This is a genomic window from Thermostilla marina (genome assembly GCF_054657455.1).
In genome coordinates this window covers 2,418,552-2,434,806 of record NZ_BAAHYR010000001.1, presented here as the reverse complement: position 1 = coordinate 2,434,806, position 16,255 = coordinate 2,418,552, and the positions used below count along the sequence as shown (strand labels likewise).

General features: G+C 58.4%; 13 protein-coding genes. 9 read left to right on the top strand and 4 right to left on the bottom strand.

Annotated features, from left to right (window positions below; translation table 11 throughout):
* Window positions 1–354: 354 nt before the first annotated feature.
* The 4 genes from ACYQ2I_RS08975 to ACYQ2I_RS08960 all read right to left on the bottom strand — a co-directional run bounded on the left by ACYQ2I_RS08975 (window position 355) and on the right by ACYQ2I_RS08960 (window position 3,587).
* A complete protein-coding gene (locus ACYQ2I_RS08975; protein WP_460166672.1) occupies window positions 355–1,146 on the bottom strand; it encodes a YdcF family protein in 792 nt (263 codons plus the stop codon).
* Window positions 1,143–1,946, bottom strand: coding sequence for a hypothetical protein (locus ACYQ2I_RS08970; protein WP_460166671.1), 804 nt, complete (start codon window positions 1,944–1,946; stop codon window positions 1,143–1,145). The genes ACYQ2I_RS08975 and ACYQ2I_RS08970 overlap by 4 nt, the downstream gene beginning before the upstream one ends.
* A gap of 238 nt (window positions 1,947–2,184) precedes the next feature.
* A complete protein-coding gene (locus ACYQ2I_RS08965) occupies window positions 2,185–2,466 on the bottom strand; it encodes a hypothetical protein (protein WP_460166670.1) in 282 nt (93 codons plus the stop codon).
* A 320-nt stretch (window positions 2,467–2,786) separates the two neighbouring features.
* On the bottom strand, window positions 2,787–3,587 hold the full coding sequence (locus ACYQ2I_RS08960; protein WP_460166669.1) for a choice-of-anchor N protein: 801 nt from the start codon (window positions 3,585–3,587) through the stop codon (window positions 2,787–2,789).
* A 1,138-nt stretch (window positions 3,588–4,725) separates the two neighbouring features.
* Between ACYQ2I_RS08960 and ACYQ2I_RS08955 the strand changes: the two genes are divergently transcribed.
* The 9 genes from ACYQ2I_RS08955 (at window position 4,726) to ACYQ2I_RS08915 (ending at window position 16,253) form a co-directional block, all read left to right on the top strand.
* Window positions 4,726–5,691 carry an exosortase/archaeosortase family protein gene (locus tag ACYQ2I_RS08955; protein WP_460166668.1) on the top strand — a complete coding sequence of 322 codons (966 nt, stop codon included), beginning with the start codon at window positions 4,726–4,728 and terminating at the stop codon, window positions 5,689–5,691.
* Between the two features lie 146 nt (window positions 5,692–5,837).
* A complete protein-coding gene (locus tag ACYQ2I_RS08950) occupies window positions 5,838–8,087 on the top strand; it encodes a polysaccharide biosynthesis tyrosine autokinase (RefSeq protein ID WP_460166667.1) in 2,250 nt (749 codons plus the stop codon).
* 105 nt (window positions 8,088–8,192) lie between these two features.
* The gene (locus tag ACYQ2I_RS08945; RefSeq protein WP_460168407.1) at window positions 8,193–9,695 is read left to right on the top strand and encodes a glycosyltransferase family 4 protein; all 1,503 of its coding nucleotides are present in this window, start codon (window positions 8,193–8,195) and stop codon (window positions 9,693–9,695) included.
* Between the two features lie 71 nt (window positions 9,696–9,766).
* Window positions 9,767–10,444: an EpsI family protein gene (locus ACYQ2I_RS08940; protein WP_460166666.1), complete on the top strand. Its 678-nt coding sequence runs from the start codon at window positions 9,767–9,769 to the stop codon at window positions 10,442–10,444.
* Between the two features lie 77 nt (window positions 10,445–10,521).
* Window positions 10,522–11,457, top strand: a complete 936-nt coding sequence (locus tag ACYQ2I_RS08935) for an ABC transporter permease (protein ID WP_460166665.1) — start codon at window positions 10,522–10,524, stop codon at window positions 11,455–11,457.
* Window positions 11,458–11,597: 140 nt separating this feature from the next.
* Entirely contained in the window at window positions 11,598–12,866 is a 1,269-nt protein-coding gene (locus ACYQ2I_RS08930) for an ABC transporter ATP-binding protein (RefSeq protein ID WP_460166664.1), read from the top strand.
* 146 nt (window positions 12,867–13,012) lie between these two features.
* Entirely contained in the window at window positions 13,013–13,948 is a 936-nt protein-coding gene (locus tag ACYQ2I_RS08925; RefSeq protein ID WP_460166663.1) for a nitroreductase family protein, read from the top strand.
* A complete protein-coding gene (locus ACYQ2I_RS08920; RefSeq protein WP_460166662.1) occupies window positions 13,945–15,081 on the top strand; it encodes a polysaccharide pyruvyl transferase family protein in 1,137 nt (378 codons plus the stop codon). The genes ACYQ2I_RS08925 and ACYQ2I_RS08920 overlap by 4 nt, the downstream gene beginning before the upstream one ends.
* A complete protein-coding gene (locus ACYQ2I_RS08915) occupies window positions 15,078–16,253 on the top strand; it encodes a glycosyltransferase family 4 protein (RefSeq protein WP_460166661.1) in 1,176 nt (391 codons plus the stop codon). The genes ACYQ2I_RS08920 and ACYQ2I_RS08915 overlap by 4 nt, the downstream gene beginning before the upstream one ends.
* Window positions 16,254–16,255: the final 2 nt, after the last annotated feature.

The window sequence follows — 16,255 nt, the reverse complement described above, 5'->3', positions numbered from 1 at the left end:
CACACCCCATAATGTCAACGCCGATCGGCAACAGTCGAGGGGGTGCACTTTCCCTAGCTCGAATGGGTGGCTGCATCGTCCACTGCGACGGTCCCCAGGGATTATCATGAGTACAACTCGCTCCCGAGACAACACTTACGCCGATATCGCCCGAGTGGGGCGTCGACGCTCGCGAGGCCGCGACAGCCAACGCCGATGGGGGCCGTGCAACTGCCCTCAAAAAAGTAACGTCTTATCACAGCGTTGCAAGCCGTAAGAATAGCGGGTTTGCTTGCACCCCAAAACGCGCACGTGTATACAGCTTATCCTCGACACGGGGGAACAATTTCGGGGGAGACGTGAAACGCCAGAGGGTCATCCCACGGTGCACGACACCACCTTCCGCCATTGGCGTATGCCGACTAGGGCAAGCACTACCGCAAAAGCGCCCCCAAGATACCACAGCCCGTCACCATACCGGCACGTATAAAACAACAGCTTCAGATACTCCCCCGGGACGTACAGAGCCCCTTTGGGAGCCGCCCACCAACGTTCGGCAATGAAATCCTCATCGGGCGTGGCCACGAACCGAATGCGTGAGTCGCGTCCCAAGATCCGCCGGAACACCCAACGCGCCCGACGGGAGTGACACCGATCGGTTACGACTAGAACCCGTGACTCGGCATCCGTGTCCAACAGCGACCGAAGGCTCACCGCTTCACTGAACGTCGAATTGTGGGCGCCGGGCAATACGTGAATTCGCTCCGCAGGCACGCCCATCCGAATAAGGATTTCTCGCGTCACGACATGCTCGGGAGGAAGAATCTGATCTTCCACCTCGGGAGGCGGCTTCACTTCAGAAACAAGCACCTCTTCGGCCCACCCCAACTCGACCAATGCCGAAGCGGCGAATGGCCTGTTTTCGACGCCTCCTCCAAGGATCATCACATACTTTGACCGAACAGGCGGTTCCGACACGTCGAGCCACCGGCCGATTCCGCCGAGCAAGCCCTCGCCGAACATGAACAGAATCCCAAGCGTCGCGAGCAGGACAATGAAGCGAGCCGCGCGAGACCGATGAACACGCGCACGAACCGCTTGGGGCAGACGGCCCGATCGCGGCTCGTTGCCGCTCGGTGTTCGTTGGATTTCTCCGGAGTCCGTCATCCTTCGGCCCTTCCGAATCGTCGCATGTAGATATCCTTGAAGTCTTCCGGGGCAAGACGATGAATCTCAGGTGGCGGCCCTCGCTGCAACCACGAATAGATAAGGTTGAGCCAACCGAACATACAAGCCTTTACCCCGTCACGACTTTTCCACCAATCCGCCGGCGAAAATCGGCGATCGCGAACACCCCACACAGCGAACTCAAACGGCAGGGCTGTCTCACCGTCTCGCCGAGCTTTCGAAACAGCACCGATCGCACGCTGCAACTGGAGAGTTGCCGCCCTACCCGCGAACTCTTCACCGATGAGTACGACTTGCGCCGGGGCTTCGGTTCCATCTCTCTGTCGACTGTGAAGATAAGAACAGACGCTTTCCGTCTCGTACCACAGTCCGCCGGGCCGACTTTCCAAAAATACGACCTGACCGCCGGGAACACCGCGACGCATCAGCTCGCGCCGAAGAGTTGTCTCCAACGAGGGCACAACTCCGATTTGCACCAATCGACTCGAAAATGCTTGGGTGATAATGATTTCGGCGGCGGGGTTCTTCTGCCATAAGGCGGCAGCCGCATCCACCGCCCCGTCACCGTTCGGGCTCGTTCCATTGTCGCTGCGGAGCCAGATGACAGCCACACCGTCCGGGGCAGGGGGGTCGGCCACCAGTGGTGCAACGAGCCAGCGCAAAAGCGAGGCATGAAACACCCCCGCCGTCGCCATCACGGCCACGGTGACCAAGCATCCCCAAACCACCCGCCTGCGCCGAGAAAGGTGAGTTGGCTTATCGGAGTGTTCGGCCTCCATGACATCCTCCTCCGTTCCGGCCGCGTGCAGGCCATCGATAGGCGGCAAATTGCGAACACACACAGCGCGTAGGGGTTGCCTCGGTCGATCCTCAGCATCCCATCACAACCGTCCGACCGTCATTGTAGCGATTCCCACGCAGGAACAGAGACAAGCGAACAATCGCGGCTTCCGCAATCGGCCGGACGAAATCCGTTTTGTTTACGGTGCGGACACCGAGCCGACAGCGGACGCGTTTTCAGTCATCCCACCAGGGATCGTCGTCCGAATCGCCGGGCGCTTGCGGCGCGGGAGGATCTGGAGAATTGCCTACATCGCCGCAACCGCCGCTGTTGCCGCAGACATTGATCGCCTCGACCGCGTTGGCCAAATCGTTCAGTTCGCTCAACAACGCATTGCGAACGGCGGAAAGGCCCCCGATGATCCCGATGACCAGCAAAGAGATAAGAAGAATCCACTCGAAACTCAAGAACCCGCGGCGTGAACGCTTTTGCTTGCGGGAAAATACGACTCGGCTCATGGTTGTCGCTCCTGGTGCGAAGTGTCCCGGTCCGGCAAGCGCCGATTCGGAAACGGCAATTCGCCGTCGCATTCGAACGGAGCATCCCGTGTGCCAAACGCAACGCCGCACCCTGTTTCGCCGGGAAAAGGATCGGTTGCAACGATCGTAGGAGTCGTCCGGCACGATTACGGCCGCCGATGATGCCGGGTGTCGACAGTGCACACGCGAAAGTGTTTACGGGCAACAACAGCAATGCCGTGGGCGATGTTTCATTCCTGAAACACACTCGAGGAACTTTCAGAGCCCAGGAGACCGGCCACCACCGTCGGATAAGAAAACTAGACAGCACCGCGTTTCCGACGTCGGTACCAAACACAGGCTCCGACGATGATCATGCCCGATACCGCCGCCCACGTTCCGGGTTCCGGCACGATGTCGCCGGTTCCGTCTGCGTCGTGGGAAAAGGGGGCAAATTTGTATTTCGCGTGATTGCCCGCCATCACGTGATTGTAGAGATCGAAATGGACACGTACCCCATGCGCGGAGCTACCGTCCGTAAACCGCACGCTCACCTCATACGCATTGATCTGTGCGGCATTCGCTTTGAAGGATGTGGGAAACGCGCCAGTGAAATCCCCCAACGGAGAATCGCCGGGCTCTGTAAAGTCGCCCAAGAAGAATTCTTGCCACACAATCCCCGGACCGTATTCACCGTGCGAGGGCAGGGAAGTGCCGTCAGCCAATTCAGGCACGGAACCCTCTTCACCGTACTGCACCCATTCAGGCGTCTCGGGTATCGAGTCGTCGCTGACGCCTGAGTACTCGCCTGTGCCGCCGACCAAACTGGGAATAAGTTCGACGAGGATATCTCGCTCGGCCGTGCGATATTCCGCACCGTAGGCGACGGCCAGCTTGACGTCTTCAATCGTACCCTTCGCAGCCACGTTGCCGATCGCCCACAAGCGAAACGCTTGACCAGCCGAAGACCCGGGCGGCTGGAGATACCACGACTCCGATACCGGATCGTACGTACCGCCTTCCAAATAAAGCTGTAAGATCGGCTCCCCGCGGGCGGGAAGACTCATCCACATCGCGACAATGAAAAGCAATGCAAACCGCAAAATCGTTTGGCGCGACATCGTTCCCGGCCTCAAAAACCAATGGAGCCGTTTCACCAACCGACACAACAATATCCACCTATGAAATGCGAATCAACCACCCATTTTGGGACATTTGCCGTTTTTTGCCCCCCTTCGCTCAAGGAATACGAGGATCCATGCTTGACATCGCGGTCAAGCGATATATGCTGAAACCTGATCACCGAATAGGCGTCCTCACAGACGCTGCCTCTTCTGTTGCTCCCAATTTTATCGCCCGCGACTCGGTTGCCGGAACCTTCCGGCACGAAGTTGGGCGTCGTGCGAATCAACGTAACGACAATGTTCTATCGGGAGTGTTCCGCTTGCAGGGTGTACTTGAGCCGAAATCAGTGCGCAAACTCGGCTCCACCGCCACCCCTTCGAGCGGGTTATATAATTCACTCTATCGAGATGGTAGAATCCACCCAATCCCCATTTCGCCCCACGGACGTCCTCCAACCACGGATCGGCGTTGGAGTGTCACTGCGCCAATCTCACCGAATGCACATTTTTCGCCCGGACTAGAGTCAACTGCGGTTGGCAACTGGAGTCGATTTACCAATCAGGAAATGGGAGATCGTTCGAATTCCGGTCAGCCGCTTTCGGCGACTTTCGCTTTTGCGAAGCGGCTTTGCGGCTGGCTTGGAATGCCGGCCAAGGGCGCCGGCCCCCGAGGATAGCGAGCCTTGGTGACCGCATGCCCGGAAAACCACCTAGCCGCAATCGCTACAATCCCGAAATCCGCACGGGTGCCTCGGTTTCCCCGAGATTTCCAGCCGGAAAACCGAAAGCCGCGTATTCCGGGCATATAGACAACCCAACTATGCTAGTTGTCCAAGTTTGGTTTTTGACCTCAGAGATTTCTGTTGAGCACAAGCGGCTCGAAGCGTAGCAGAAGGCGGGTTTGTGCCGACTAGCACATATATCTACCCGCTAATGTAGTACGCCCTCACCACCGAAAATTAGGAGGGCGTCATAAGATCATTGCCGAGGAGAGAAACACGTGCCTCGCAAAGGCGCCGAAGTTCGGGAACGTCCCCCGAAGAGGACGGAGTTTGCGCAGCCTGCACCACCCCAAAGAGGGAAAAGACGCATAAAAGGGCACATCCCGGCTACCGACAAACCAGTGAAATCCACAATGCCTGACGACAGCCGTACGGCAATAACTCGCGAATTGTTTAAGGCGATGCGGTCGCCGGTCGTTTGGGCCGCGATGTTGGCAGTCGGCGTAATCGTAGTTGCCATGTGGGAGCCCGTCGGCATCTTGGTGAGCCGCTGGCTGAACGATCCCGACTACGCGCACGGCTTTCTGGTTCCGGCCTTTGCCGTGTACTTACTGTGGCATCGTCGCAAGTTGGCCGCCGACCTGCCGTGTACCCCCTCTCCGACGAGCCTTGCAGCTGCCGGGGTCGCCATCGTTACTTCCGCAGGAATCTTGTTCGCCTCGCGCGTCTTGTTCATCTCGATTCTCGGACCTGCGGCCTTGATCCCGGCACTAGCCGCTTTGCTGCTGACTGCGGGCGGGTGGAAGGCGTTGCGTTGGGGATGGCCGTCCCTCGTTTTTCTCGTATTCATGCTCCCGTTGCCGGGCATCGTGGCCACGATGTTGAGCCACCCGCTGCAGCGAATCGGCACGATGGCCAGCACGGCAGTGTTGCAGACTTTCGGCATCCCTGCGTTGTCTCAGGGCAACGTAATCAGTCTGCCGGAAGGCCAACTCGAGGTCGTCCAGGCTTGCAGCGGGCTGAAAATGATGTCCCTGTTCTTCGCTGTCTGCGTGGGGGCCGCGATGATCGTCGATCGCCCGTGGACAGACCGCTTAATAATCGCCATAAGTGCCCCGCCCATCGCACTTTTGGCCAATATTTTTCGGATCACTTTGACGGGATTGCTCATCCATTTCGCCGGACATGCCGGACAATGGGAACATGATCTGGCCGGCTGGCTCATGATGCCGGTGGCCGTCCTGCTCGCCTTTGGAGAACTGGCAATCCTGGATCGTTTGTTTGTGGCATCGGATTTGCAAGGCCCTTTGACTTTACGACCGACGCCGTCCCGCACAGCATCTTCGAGTGCGAGCAAAGGGATTCGGCCGCGTCGTTGAGGGGAGTGGCGACACAGCTCTAGCACAAGATTTAGGGGTAGTTTCTTGTCAGTGAACAGCGGGCGTAACTATAGTGAACAGGCGCAGGCTGGGAAGCTGACGTATTTCGCGTAAAACCGATACCGGAACCGAGAAAAGAGAGCCAAATGAGCGAATTCGAGCAACTGACTGGATCCGCACCGATGGGGCAACCGACCGGTACCGCAATTAGTCCTGTCTATCTGGATGCCGAGTGGCAAGCCGTTCCCCAAGCCGAAACCGGCGCAGGGATGGGCGCCTACCTGCATGCGCTGCGTCGGCGATGGCTTGTTTCCGCTTTGGCCGGAGTCTTCTGTGCCGCCGCGGCTGCCGCAGCGGCTTGGTACTTCTACGTTCCTCAGTACACGGCAACAGCCCTGTTGCGTGTCGCCGCTCGCGAGGAATCGGTACTTCCAGGCGGAAGTGCCGCAAGTCGCCAAGACTACTCGCTTTACAAGAGCACTCAACAGCAGTACATCGTGAGCCAATTTGTGCTCAATGCAGCACTGCGGGATTCAAAAGTAGCCAATCTTGAAACGATTCGCCAAGAAGAAGACCCGGTTCGCTGGTTGAGCGAGCATCTGTCGGTCAAATATCCGGGCGACGCCGAAATCATGAATGTCAGCGTCACCGGGCCGAACGCGAAAGAGGTGACCGTTCTCGCCAATGCGGTCGTCAACGCGTATTTGCAAGAAGTCGTCGACGTTGAAATGCAACAAAAGCGGGAACGGTTGAACGAACTCGACAAGTTATATGCCGACACCCAAGCCGAACTTCGGACCCTCGAAAACAATCTCAAGGAATTGGCTCAGCAGTTGGAAACGACCGACAGCCAAGCCTTGACGCTGAAGCAACAAATCACTTTGCAGCAGTTCGCCACCTACCGAAGCGAGCTGGCTTCGACGCAAGTCAAATTGATGCGGCTGAAAGGCGAGCTGGCGTTGAAAGAGTCGTTACGAAACAAGGCCGCCCAGTCGACGGTCACCGAAGCCGAGTTGAATGCCGCGGCACAAACCGATCCGGTCATGATCCAGCTTTCCGTTCGTGAGAACGAACTCAAAGGCCAGATTGCCCGCAACGAAGAATTGGTCCGAACCGACATCGCCGCCCGGTACAACAAGCGGTATCAGGAAGAACTCAAAGAGGTCGCTCGTCAAATGGACCTGCGCCGCGAAGCGATCCGCGAGCAGATGACCCGCGGTCGCCTGGGCGACATCGATCAGCAAATCGAAGAGCTCAAATTCGAAATCGCCATTTTAGAACAGCAGGAAAAACAGCTCCAACAAGAGGTCGAAGCCACCCGCAAAGTCGCCGAACAGTTCGGAATCAAATCGATCGAGGTCGAAATCATGCGGTCCGAAAAGGACTCGACCGAAGCGACCTTCAAAACGATCGCCGATGAACGACGGCGTTTGCAAATCGAGCTGAAGCGGTCCAAACCGCGAGTCGAAATCGTCCAGGAAGCACAACAACCGCGCGTCGCCGATCAAGATCGTCAAATCCAGTTGACCATTTTGGCAGGCTTGGGCGGCTTTGCCTGTCCTGTGGCCTTGATTTTGTGGTGGGACACTCGCGGCAAGCGCATCAACACTCCCGCAGAAGTCGTCCGCACGACCGGTCTCGATCTGTTGGGTACCGTCCCGCTTGTCCCCGCAAAAGCCGCCAAGCATTTGCACAGCGAGGGCAAACGCTACCATCATTGGCGGGCGATCTTCACCGAATCGGTGCGGGGCATTGCAGCCCGCCTGATTCGGCAGGCCAAAGAAGACGAAACCCGCGTGGTCCTAGTAACCAGCGCCTTCGGCGGAGAGGGCAAGACGACGGTTGCGTCCCAATTGGCCATCAGCCTGGCCGAGATGGGCCAAAAAACGATTCTCATCGATTTCGATCTTCGTCGCCCGTCGCTCGACGGCGTCTTCGGAATCGAGAACGATCGGGGCGTGAGCGAAATCCTCCGCGGCGAAGCGAACTGGGAACAGGTTTGCCGCGACAGTGGAATCGAAAACCTCGACATCATTCCGGCCGGTCAGTGGTCGTTCCGCGGCATGGCTGTGCTGGCCAACGGCGTGGTCGGGGGATTGTTCCGCAAACTTCGCGAACAGTACGACTTCGTCATTGTCGACGGAAGCCCGGTCTTGCCGGTGGCTGATACCCGGTTCGTCAGCATGCACGTCGACGGCGTCGTCATGTCGGTCCTGCGCGATGTGAGTCGCATGCCGAAAGTTCACGCCGCATACCGCACGTTGGCCGCGTTCGACGCCAAAATCTTGGGCGCAATCGTGACCGGCAATCCCGGTGAAGCCTATTACCACGACCCTCGGTACACGCAATACATCAACGCCCCGAACGAAACCGTGTCGTCCGACGAAACGAGTTGATCCAGCCGGGCCTTGTGTCGATCCCGGACGATCGAACAAGGCGACAGCCCTGTTGCTCGGCGACCGTTTCCTTCTCTTACGAGGCGAAATTCAACTGTGAATCCGATGATCCGCTACGCGTCGGTGGCATTTGTCGTGTGCGTGCTCGTCTCGGCGGCACTGACATGGCTCATTCGCCGGTATGCTCCGCTCGTCGGGCTCACCGACAAACCCGATCGGCATCGCAAGTTGCACGAATCGGCGACACCGGTCGGCGGCGGTATTGCGATCTTCGCCACCATGGCGCTGATATTGGGGATCGTGGTGTTCACCCCGAACCCGTGGGCGATCCATCCTAGTCAAGATTGGCCCGACATCCTCGCCTTTTTTGGCGCGGGCTTGTGGATTGTCATCCTCGGTACCATCGACGACCGATTTCAACTTCGAGGACGATATAAACTTCTCGGGCAGGTGTTCGCCGGTATCATTTTGGTGGCCTCGGGGGCGACGATCCGCCAGGTGGGCGTCTTCGGCTACGATATACCCTTGGGCGTCTTCGCCGTGCCGATTTCCATCCTGTGGTTCGTCGGCACGATCAATGCCGTCAACCTTCTCGACGGCATCGACGGAATGGCGACGACGATCGGGATTATCTTGGCTCTTTCGCTCGCAGGCCTGGCTACCCTGACCGGACACTACGCCGTGGCATTCGTTTCGCTGGCCTTCGCGGGCGCGTTGATCGGCTTCCTGTGGTTCAATCTGCCGCCTGCCTCGATCTTTCTGGGCGACTCGGGCAGTATGTTGATCGGCCTGATGATCGGCGCCATGGCTATTCGGGCCTCGCTGAAAGGGGCGGGCACGGTCCTCTTGGCTGCACCGTTGGCGTTGTGCCTGCTCCCCATCCTCGACTCAACGGCCGCGGTCGTGCGCCGCAAGCTCTCGGGACGCAGCATTTTCGCCACCGATCGCGCCCACTTGCACCATCGCCTGCTGGAAAAGCTCGGTAATAACTATCGCGTGCTGGCGGTAGTCGGTGTGCTGTGCATCGTATTGTGCCTGGGCGGTTTGGCCGGCGTCGCCTTGAAAAACGACCTGGTCGCGCTCGCCACCTCGGCGGCCGTGGTGGTCATCCTCCTGGTAACCGGGCTGTTCGGCAGAGGCGAAGCCAAGCTGATCTATACGAAGTTTCGCAGGCTTCTCCGCGGTTTGCTCTATCCCTTCCGGCAACCCAACGGAGCGCACAACTCGTGTATTCAAGTTCAGGGGAATTGCTCGTGGGACCGGTTGTGGGACACGATCACCGAGCACGCTGCCCGGCAAAACCTCCTCTCGGTCGAGCTGACGATCGACGTTCCCCGCCTTCAAGAATCCTTCTGTGCCGCATGGGACGCTCCGATCAACGGTCACGATGAAAACTCTCTGTGGCAATGCCGGTGCCCTGTCCGGTACGACGGCGAAATCGCCGGATCGCTGCGAGTAACCGGTCTCCTCGCCGAAACACAGGCGTTCGAAGACATCCTCGCCGAACTACGTACCATGGTCGAAGACAAGCTCGCCATGCTGCACGCCGCGTCATCCGACTTGCCGGCCGAACCGGAACCGGCGGAGGCGGCCGCGACGGCCGAGTAGTCTCACTTCTTCGCCGGCCTGTTCGTCTTTTCTTCCTTCCAAGTCCACTGAGTCGAGGGCAGCACTTTCCCATGAAACAAAACAGCACGAAAGCAGCCATCGTTCGCCTGCTTGCGACCGCCGGCGCGATCGTTCTCGCCGTCCTCGCGGCTCGCTGGCTAGCGGTAGCGGCCGTACCGGAGAAGGTGATTACCCCGTCGGAGGAACTCGCTCGACTTCCCCTCACCCTCGACGACTGGTCCGGCGAAGAAGTCGAACTCGACGAGGATCTCTTCCTTGCTACCGGTGCCGCCTGCACGATCAACCGCAACTACTCCGATCCAGGCGGACGAGCCATCTCGGTGCACATGGCGTTATTCGACGATCGTGAATTCCGCATGCCCCACCCGCCCGAATTGTGTTATTCGGGCGCCGGTTGGCGCCAAATCGAATCCAAGGATGTTCCCCTGGAATTGCCCAACGGCACGAGCGGGGAAGTTCGCCTGCTGCGATTCGAGCGAGACGGAATCCCGATTACCGTGCTTTACGCCTATCAAATGGGCGGTCCGTTCGCTGCGAAGCGCGACAAAGTCCGGAGCTTCTACTGGCGTTTCGGCGGTCGTCCTGAACGTCCCGCGTTGCTGAAGGTCATGCTGCAAGCCCCCGGTCACGGGGCCGATATCGAAAACCGGCTGACCGAGGTCGCCGCGAGCGTGCTACAGTTTGCTTGGGACGTCGAAAAGGACCTGGGCCTATTGGCCAACCCGTAACATCGTTGCGTCCCCTCCATCCCCTATAGCCGCGCAAAACTATCCACTTATCGAATCCCGTTCGTAAGGTGAACGGAATGACGAGCATCGACACGGAACAAGAACGCGACACACACGCCGAAAACGAAGAAACCCCCGTCCGCGAGGCGGTCGAAATCCCGGCCGATGTCCCGGTAACCGTGATTCGCCCGACGCACGGCTGGCGTGCGCTGGACCTACGAGAATTGTGGCGGTTCCGCGAACTGGCGTTCATCCTCACGTGGCGTCAGATCAGCATCCGCTACAAGCAAACCTTCCTCGGGGCAGGGTGGGCAATCATTCAGCCGCTGATGACGACGGGCATCTTTTCCGCCTTGTTCGGCCTGTTGATGGGTCGCGGCAACGAACCGTCCGTCGGCGAGATCCCCTATGTCGTGTCCACCTTTTGCGCGATGTTGCCGTGGCAGTTGTTCGCCTCTTCCTTGAATCAGTCGGGCAACAGCCTCGTGCAAAACCGCGCGATGATCCAAAAAATCTATTTTCCGCGTCTCATCCTTCCGCTGTCGAGCACGTTGGCCTGTTTGGTCGATTTTGCAATCGCCTTTGTCGCCTTGATCCTGATGATGCTCTACTACGGCATCGTGCCCACCTGGGCGATCATCACTTTGCCGGTGTTCATCTTCATGGCGGTCACCGCCTCGTTGGCGGTCAGCCTTTGGCTATCGGCGATGGCGGCCATCTATCGTGACTTCAAGTACGTCTTACCCTTCATCGTCCAAATCGGCATGTTCGTCAGCCCGGTCGTCTACAGTATGGAATCCATTCGACACAAACTCCCCGACTGGGCGGTCACGCTGTACGGACTCAACCCGATGGCCGGGGTCATCGAGGGGTTCCGCTGGGCGATCCTGGGGACGGCCTCTCCGCCCTCGGTCCATCTCTTGGCGGCGTCGACCGCCGCCACGCTGGCGATCCTCGTCGGCGGTGCTTTCTACTTCCGCCGTATGGAACGCCTCTTCGCCGACGTCATCTGATCGCCTTACAACCGGAATCGTTTGCGCATTTTACCCCTTCCCCCACCAGAGAAACGTCCTAAAACACCACCCGGTCTCAGCGAACGGGCCGACTGCACGGTACAATAGTTGGTAAATCCCTATTCCTATTGCGATTGTCCATGTCCAACGACATTGCGATCCGCGTCGAAAACCTAGGCAAGATGTTTCGCCTAGGCGAGTTGGAGCGGTACACGACCCTTCGCGACACGCTCCAACGGTCGGTCACCCGAGGAGTCCGGAGGCTATTCGGAAAGTCCGGTCGTAACGGTTCCGCCGACGATAACGGCGCCCCTCGACGCGAAAAGAACACGATCTGGGCCTTGAAGGACGTCTCCTTCGAGGTCAAGCACGGCGAAGTGCTCGGGATCATCGGCCGCAACGGGGCGGGCAAGTCGACCCTGCTGAAAATCCTCAGCCGAATCACCGAGCCGACGACCGGTTACGCCGAAATCCGCGGCCGCGTGGGCAGTCTCCTCGAGGTCGGAACCGGCTTCCATCCCGAGCTGACCGGCCGTGAAAACGTGTACCTCAACGGATCGATCCTGGGCATGTCCCAGCGGGAGATCCGCAAGAAATTCGACGACATCGTATCCTTCGCCGGCGTCGAAAAATTCATCGACACGCCCGTAAAACGTTACTCCAGCGGCATGCAGGTGCGATTGGCCTTCGCCGTTGCCGCACACCTGGACCCCGAGATCCTGATCATCGACGAGGTCTTGGCCGTTGGTGACGCCGAATTCCAGAAACGCTGCCTCGGCAAGATGGACGAAGTGGCCAATTCCGGCCGCACCATCCTCTTCGTGAGTCACAACATGGCCGCGGTGGAGGGGTTATGCAGTAGAGCAATGTTATTGGATGCGGGGCGCAAACACAAACTCGGCTCAACGAATTCGGTACTTAGCGCCTACCTGGATAGCACCAGGAATCTTTCTCCTGAGCAGTTTTCCTCCCCCGGTTCCGCCATTTCTTCAGCTCGAATTCTAGGGCAAAATGGCGATTCCATATCGGCCATATATCAAGGAGACGATCTTTCCTTTTGCATCACGCTTTGCCCGCCTCACCCCATCCATAACGCCCGGCTGGCTATTCGGATATACACCGCGACTGGGCAACGTGTGCTAACGTGCCACACGGAGTATCATTATCCGCACAGAATTGACGTAACCGATCGTCAGGATTTGTTGTGCACCATTCATGACTGTCGCTTAACTCCAGGAACATACACGGTCGAACTTCAGCTCGACGACAGAAACACCGTGTACTTCAGGAAAGATCACGCCTTTCGCTTTGACGTACATCCGAGCGACCTCTATAAAACAAATAAACAACTCCCCGTCCACACAGCCATTTGGCATCCAGATATTACTTGGTGCCTAACCACACCATGACACTCTCCCTGTACGCGCGCCTGCGAACAGCCGCAAGACAGTGCCTTGTCTCTTTTCTTTCGGCGTACCAGACATTCATTCGTCTAGCCACTGCGCATGTCCGTTTCTGCAAACTCGCCATGTGTGCCCCCACAATTCTGTCTCACATGAATAGCGAGGCCGTGTTGTGCATCAAAGGAATCACTGCCCATTTCGGTGAGCGAAACAATTTGTGCACCGTCCTTCGGCGCAACACCCATCGCCTCGAAAAGGGGCTTATCATGCGTCCGCGGCGGGACATTTTTGCGCTGGATTATATCGAAGAAACGGTCGAAGCGTACAAGGCGGCTCTTGATGCGGTCAACAGCGGAGGGCCATCGCTTGAAGGCGAACAATTGCAGTGGATGCATGATGTTCTTGAAGATTACTTTTCCGTCACCGGTTCGCATCCGAAAATCGACCGGCTTCGCAAGGTGTTCGAAGCCCTGCCTACTCCTCCTCGTGTCAGTCCGGAACGCCTCGTCCCGTACGCCCGGGACTTGTCACAACCGCCTCCCGTAACGTACGCATCTTTAGCGGAACTTGCCAAGCGCCGCCGGTCCTGCCGCTGGTTTCTTCCCGATCCCGTTCCTCGAGACTTGATCGATAAAGCGATGGAGGTTGCCGCACAATCCCCCAGTGCATGCAATCGGCAACCGTTTCAGTTTCGGATCTTCGACGATCCCGATCTCGTACGGCGAGTCCTGTCGATCCCTTACGGCGTTATCGGATACGAACATCAAATACCGGTAGTGGTCGTGATTGTCGGCCAACTCCGCAATTTTTTCGACGCGAGAGATCGGCACCTCATCTACATCGACGGTGCGCTGGCGGCGATGAGTTTTCTCTTTGCCCTCGAGTCGCTGGGGTTGAGCTCTTGCTGTATCAACTGGCCCGACCTTCCCGACCGGGAAAAGCAAATGGCAAAACTCCTCGCATTGGAGCCCGATGAACGGCCGGTCATGTTGATTGCCCTTGGTTGGCCCGACCCCGAAGGCAAGGTTCCGCGGTCAGCCAAAAAATCGCTGGACCAGTTACGGACGTACAACTTCGAATCGAAATGATCCTTCTTCACGGCACCGGCACCCATAATAAGGGCGCCGAATTGATGGCGGTGGCGGTGCTGCAACACTACCGTTGCCGTCCTTGCCCGCCCGAGTTTGCCGTACTGCCACATTTCGGCACATACCGGGATCGAGCACGATACGGCCTGTGGACGATTCCTCATGCAAGGCGATGGGGGCGATCGAAGCTCGCACTCCGGTTGATGAATCCGGCATTTCGCCGAACCTACGGGTTGGTTCTCGAGGAAGAGACAACTGCCGTCATCGACGCCTCGGGGTTCGCCTTCGGGGATCAGCACGGGCCACGTCCGACCGAGGCCATGCTCGACCGTTGCCGTCGATGGAAAACCCAAGGCAAGAAGATCGTGTTGCTGCCGCAGGCATTCGGGCCGTTCTCATCACGGCGTATCCGAGAGGCCGCACGTGCGATGCTCGAATTCTGCGACTTGGTGTTTGCCCGCGAGGAAACGTCGTACCGACACGTCGTCGACGTGGCCGGTCAACTCCCGCACATTCGCACGGCTCCGGATTTTACCGTCTTGGTGGAAGGCGATCGATCCGCATCCCAGAACATTGGGAACAATGTCGCCTTCATCGTTCCAAATATGCGGATGCTCGACAAGACGGACGAAAACATTCGCAAGGACTACGTTCCTTTTCTGGGGAATGTCATTACAACGCTTAGAAACATGGACCTTCGCCCGGTCGTTCTCTTGCATACCCCGGAGGACAAAGCGTTGGTCCCCCGGATCGCCGAAGCGGTCGGCAAACGTATCGACATTGTTGAAGAATCGTGTCCGGTCCGTCTGAAAGGCATGTTGGGGACTGCTCACCTGGTCGTCAGCTCACGTTTTCACGCGGTGGTCGGTGCACTGTCGCAAGGCGTGCCCACTTTGGCCTGCGGATGGAGCCACAAGTACGAAGAATTGCTGTCGGACTTCGATTGTCCCGAGGGCGTTCTCTCGGTACACGACACGCCACGGCTTCATGAGATCGTTCAACCGTTCGTCGATGACGGACCGAGACGGGAAATCGTCGCCCGCATTCAAACTGCCGGCCGGCGGCTTCGTGAGCAGGTGCTCGCGATGTGGAAACAGGTAGACGCCGTCCTCGGATTCGATCAATCGGGATGATTGAGCCCCAAACGGTCCTATTCGTTCAATTCACGGCCGAGCCCAGCGGATCGCCGATCAGCGGTTTGATGGTGGTCGACTCGTTACGGAAACAAGGCTATACGGTTCATACCGTGTTCGCACACGATGGCGCCCTTTCCGAAGCCTACCGCGAGCGATCTACGTCGGTCACGACGATTCCGCACGGACAATGGCTGGGAGGAGGTGCGTTTCACCGCCAGTGGCGCAAGCTGTGCCGTGATCGGCGCGCCGTACGTCGATTCGAACGGCTCTTTCGCGAGCACAAGCCGTCTTTGGTCTACGTGAACAACCTGACGGGCATGGCGCCGGCTGCAGCGGCCCGCCGACTCGGCATTCCTTGCATCTGGCACGTTCGGGAACTCTTCGCCGACGAAGGCGGGGAGATGCATCCGCCGGCCATTTTGGGCAAGAGATACGTGCGGCAGATGCTCGCTCGTTGTGCCGATCACGTGGTCGTCGTCTCCCGCGCCGTGCGAGACAACGTTCTCGGCCGCGGTTGGAATGAACGCCCCGTGACCGTCCTTCCCAACGCCGTCGATCGCTGCTTTTTCGACGAATCACGTTCCCGCGAAGAGGCCCGCCGGCGACTTGACCTGCCGGTCGATGCACGGATCGTCGGGGTCCCCGGCACGTTACGACCGGTCAAGGGACACGATTTTTTCCTCAAGGCCGCCAAAGTCATTCACCGGTTCAAACCCGACGTCCGATTTGCGATCACCGGCGACGGCCCGCAAAACTACCGCGAAATGCTGCAAGACCTCATCCGGCGGTATCGGATCGCCGAGCGGGTTCATTTTCTGGGGACGGTCACCGACATGCCCGCGTTTTACCGGGCATGCGATGTCGTGTGTGTTCCGTCGCGTTCCGAACCGTTCGGCCGAACGCCCGTCGAGGCGATGGCGGTCGGCACGCCGGTGGTTGCCAGCAAGGTCGGCGGCTTGCGGGAAACGATTCGTGGCGGACAGACGGGCTTACTGGTCCACTTCGGCGAGTACAACCGGCTGGCCCAAGCGATCATGCTGTTGTTGGACCGCGAAGAGGTGCGTCGTCGCCTGACGGCCAACGCCCGCCGCGAAGCCGAACAACGCTACACGTTCGAAGCGTATGATTTGCAAATATGCAGTGTTATTAATAAGCTTACAAGAACATAAAT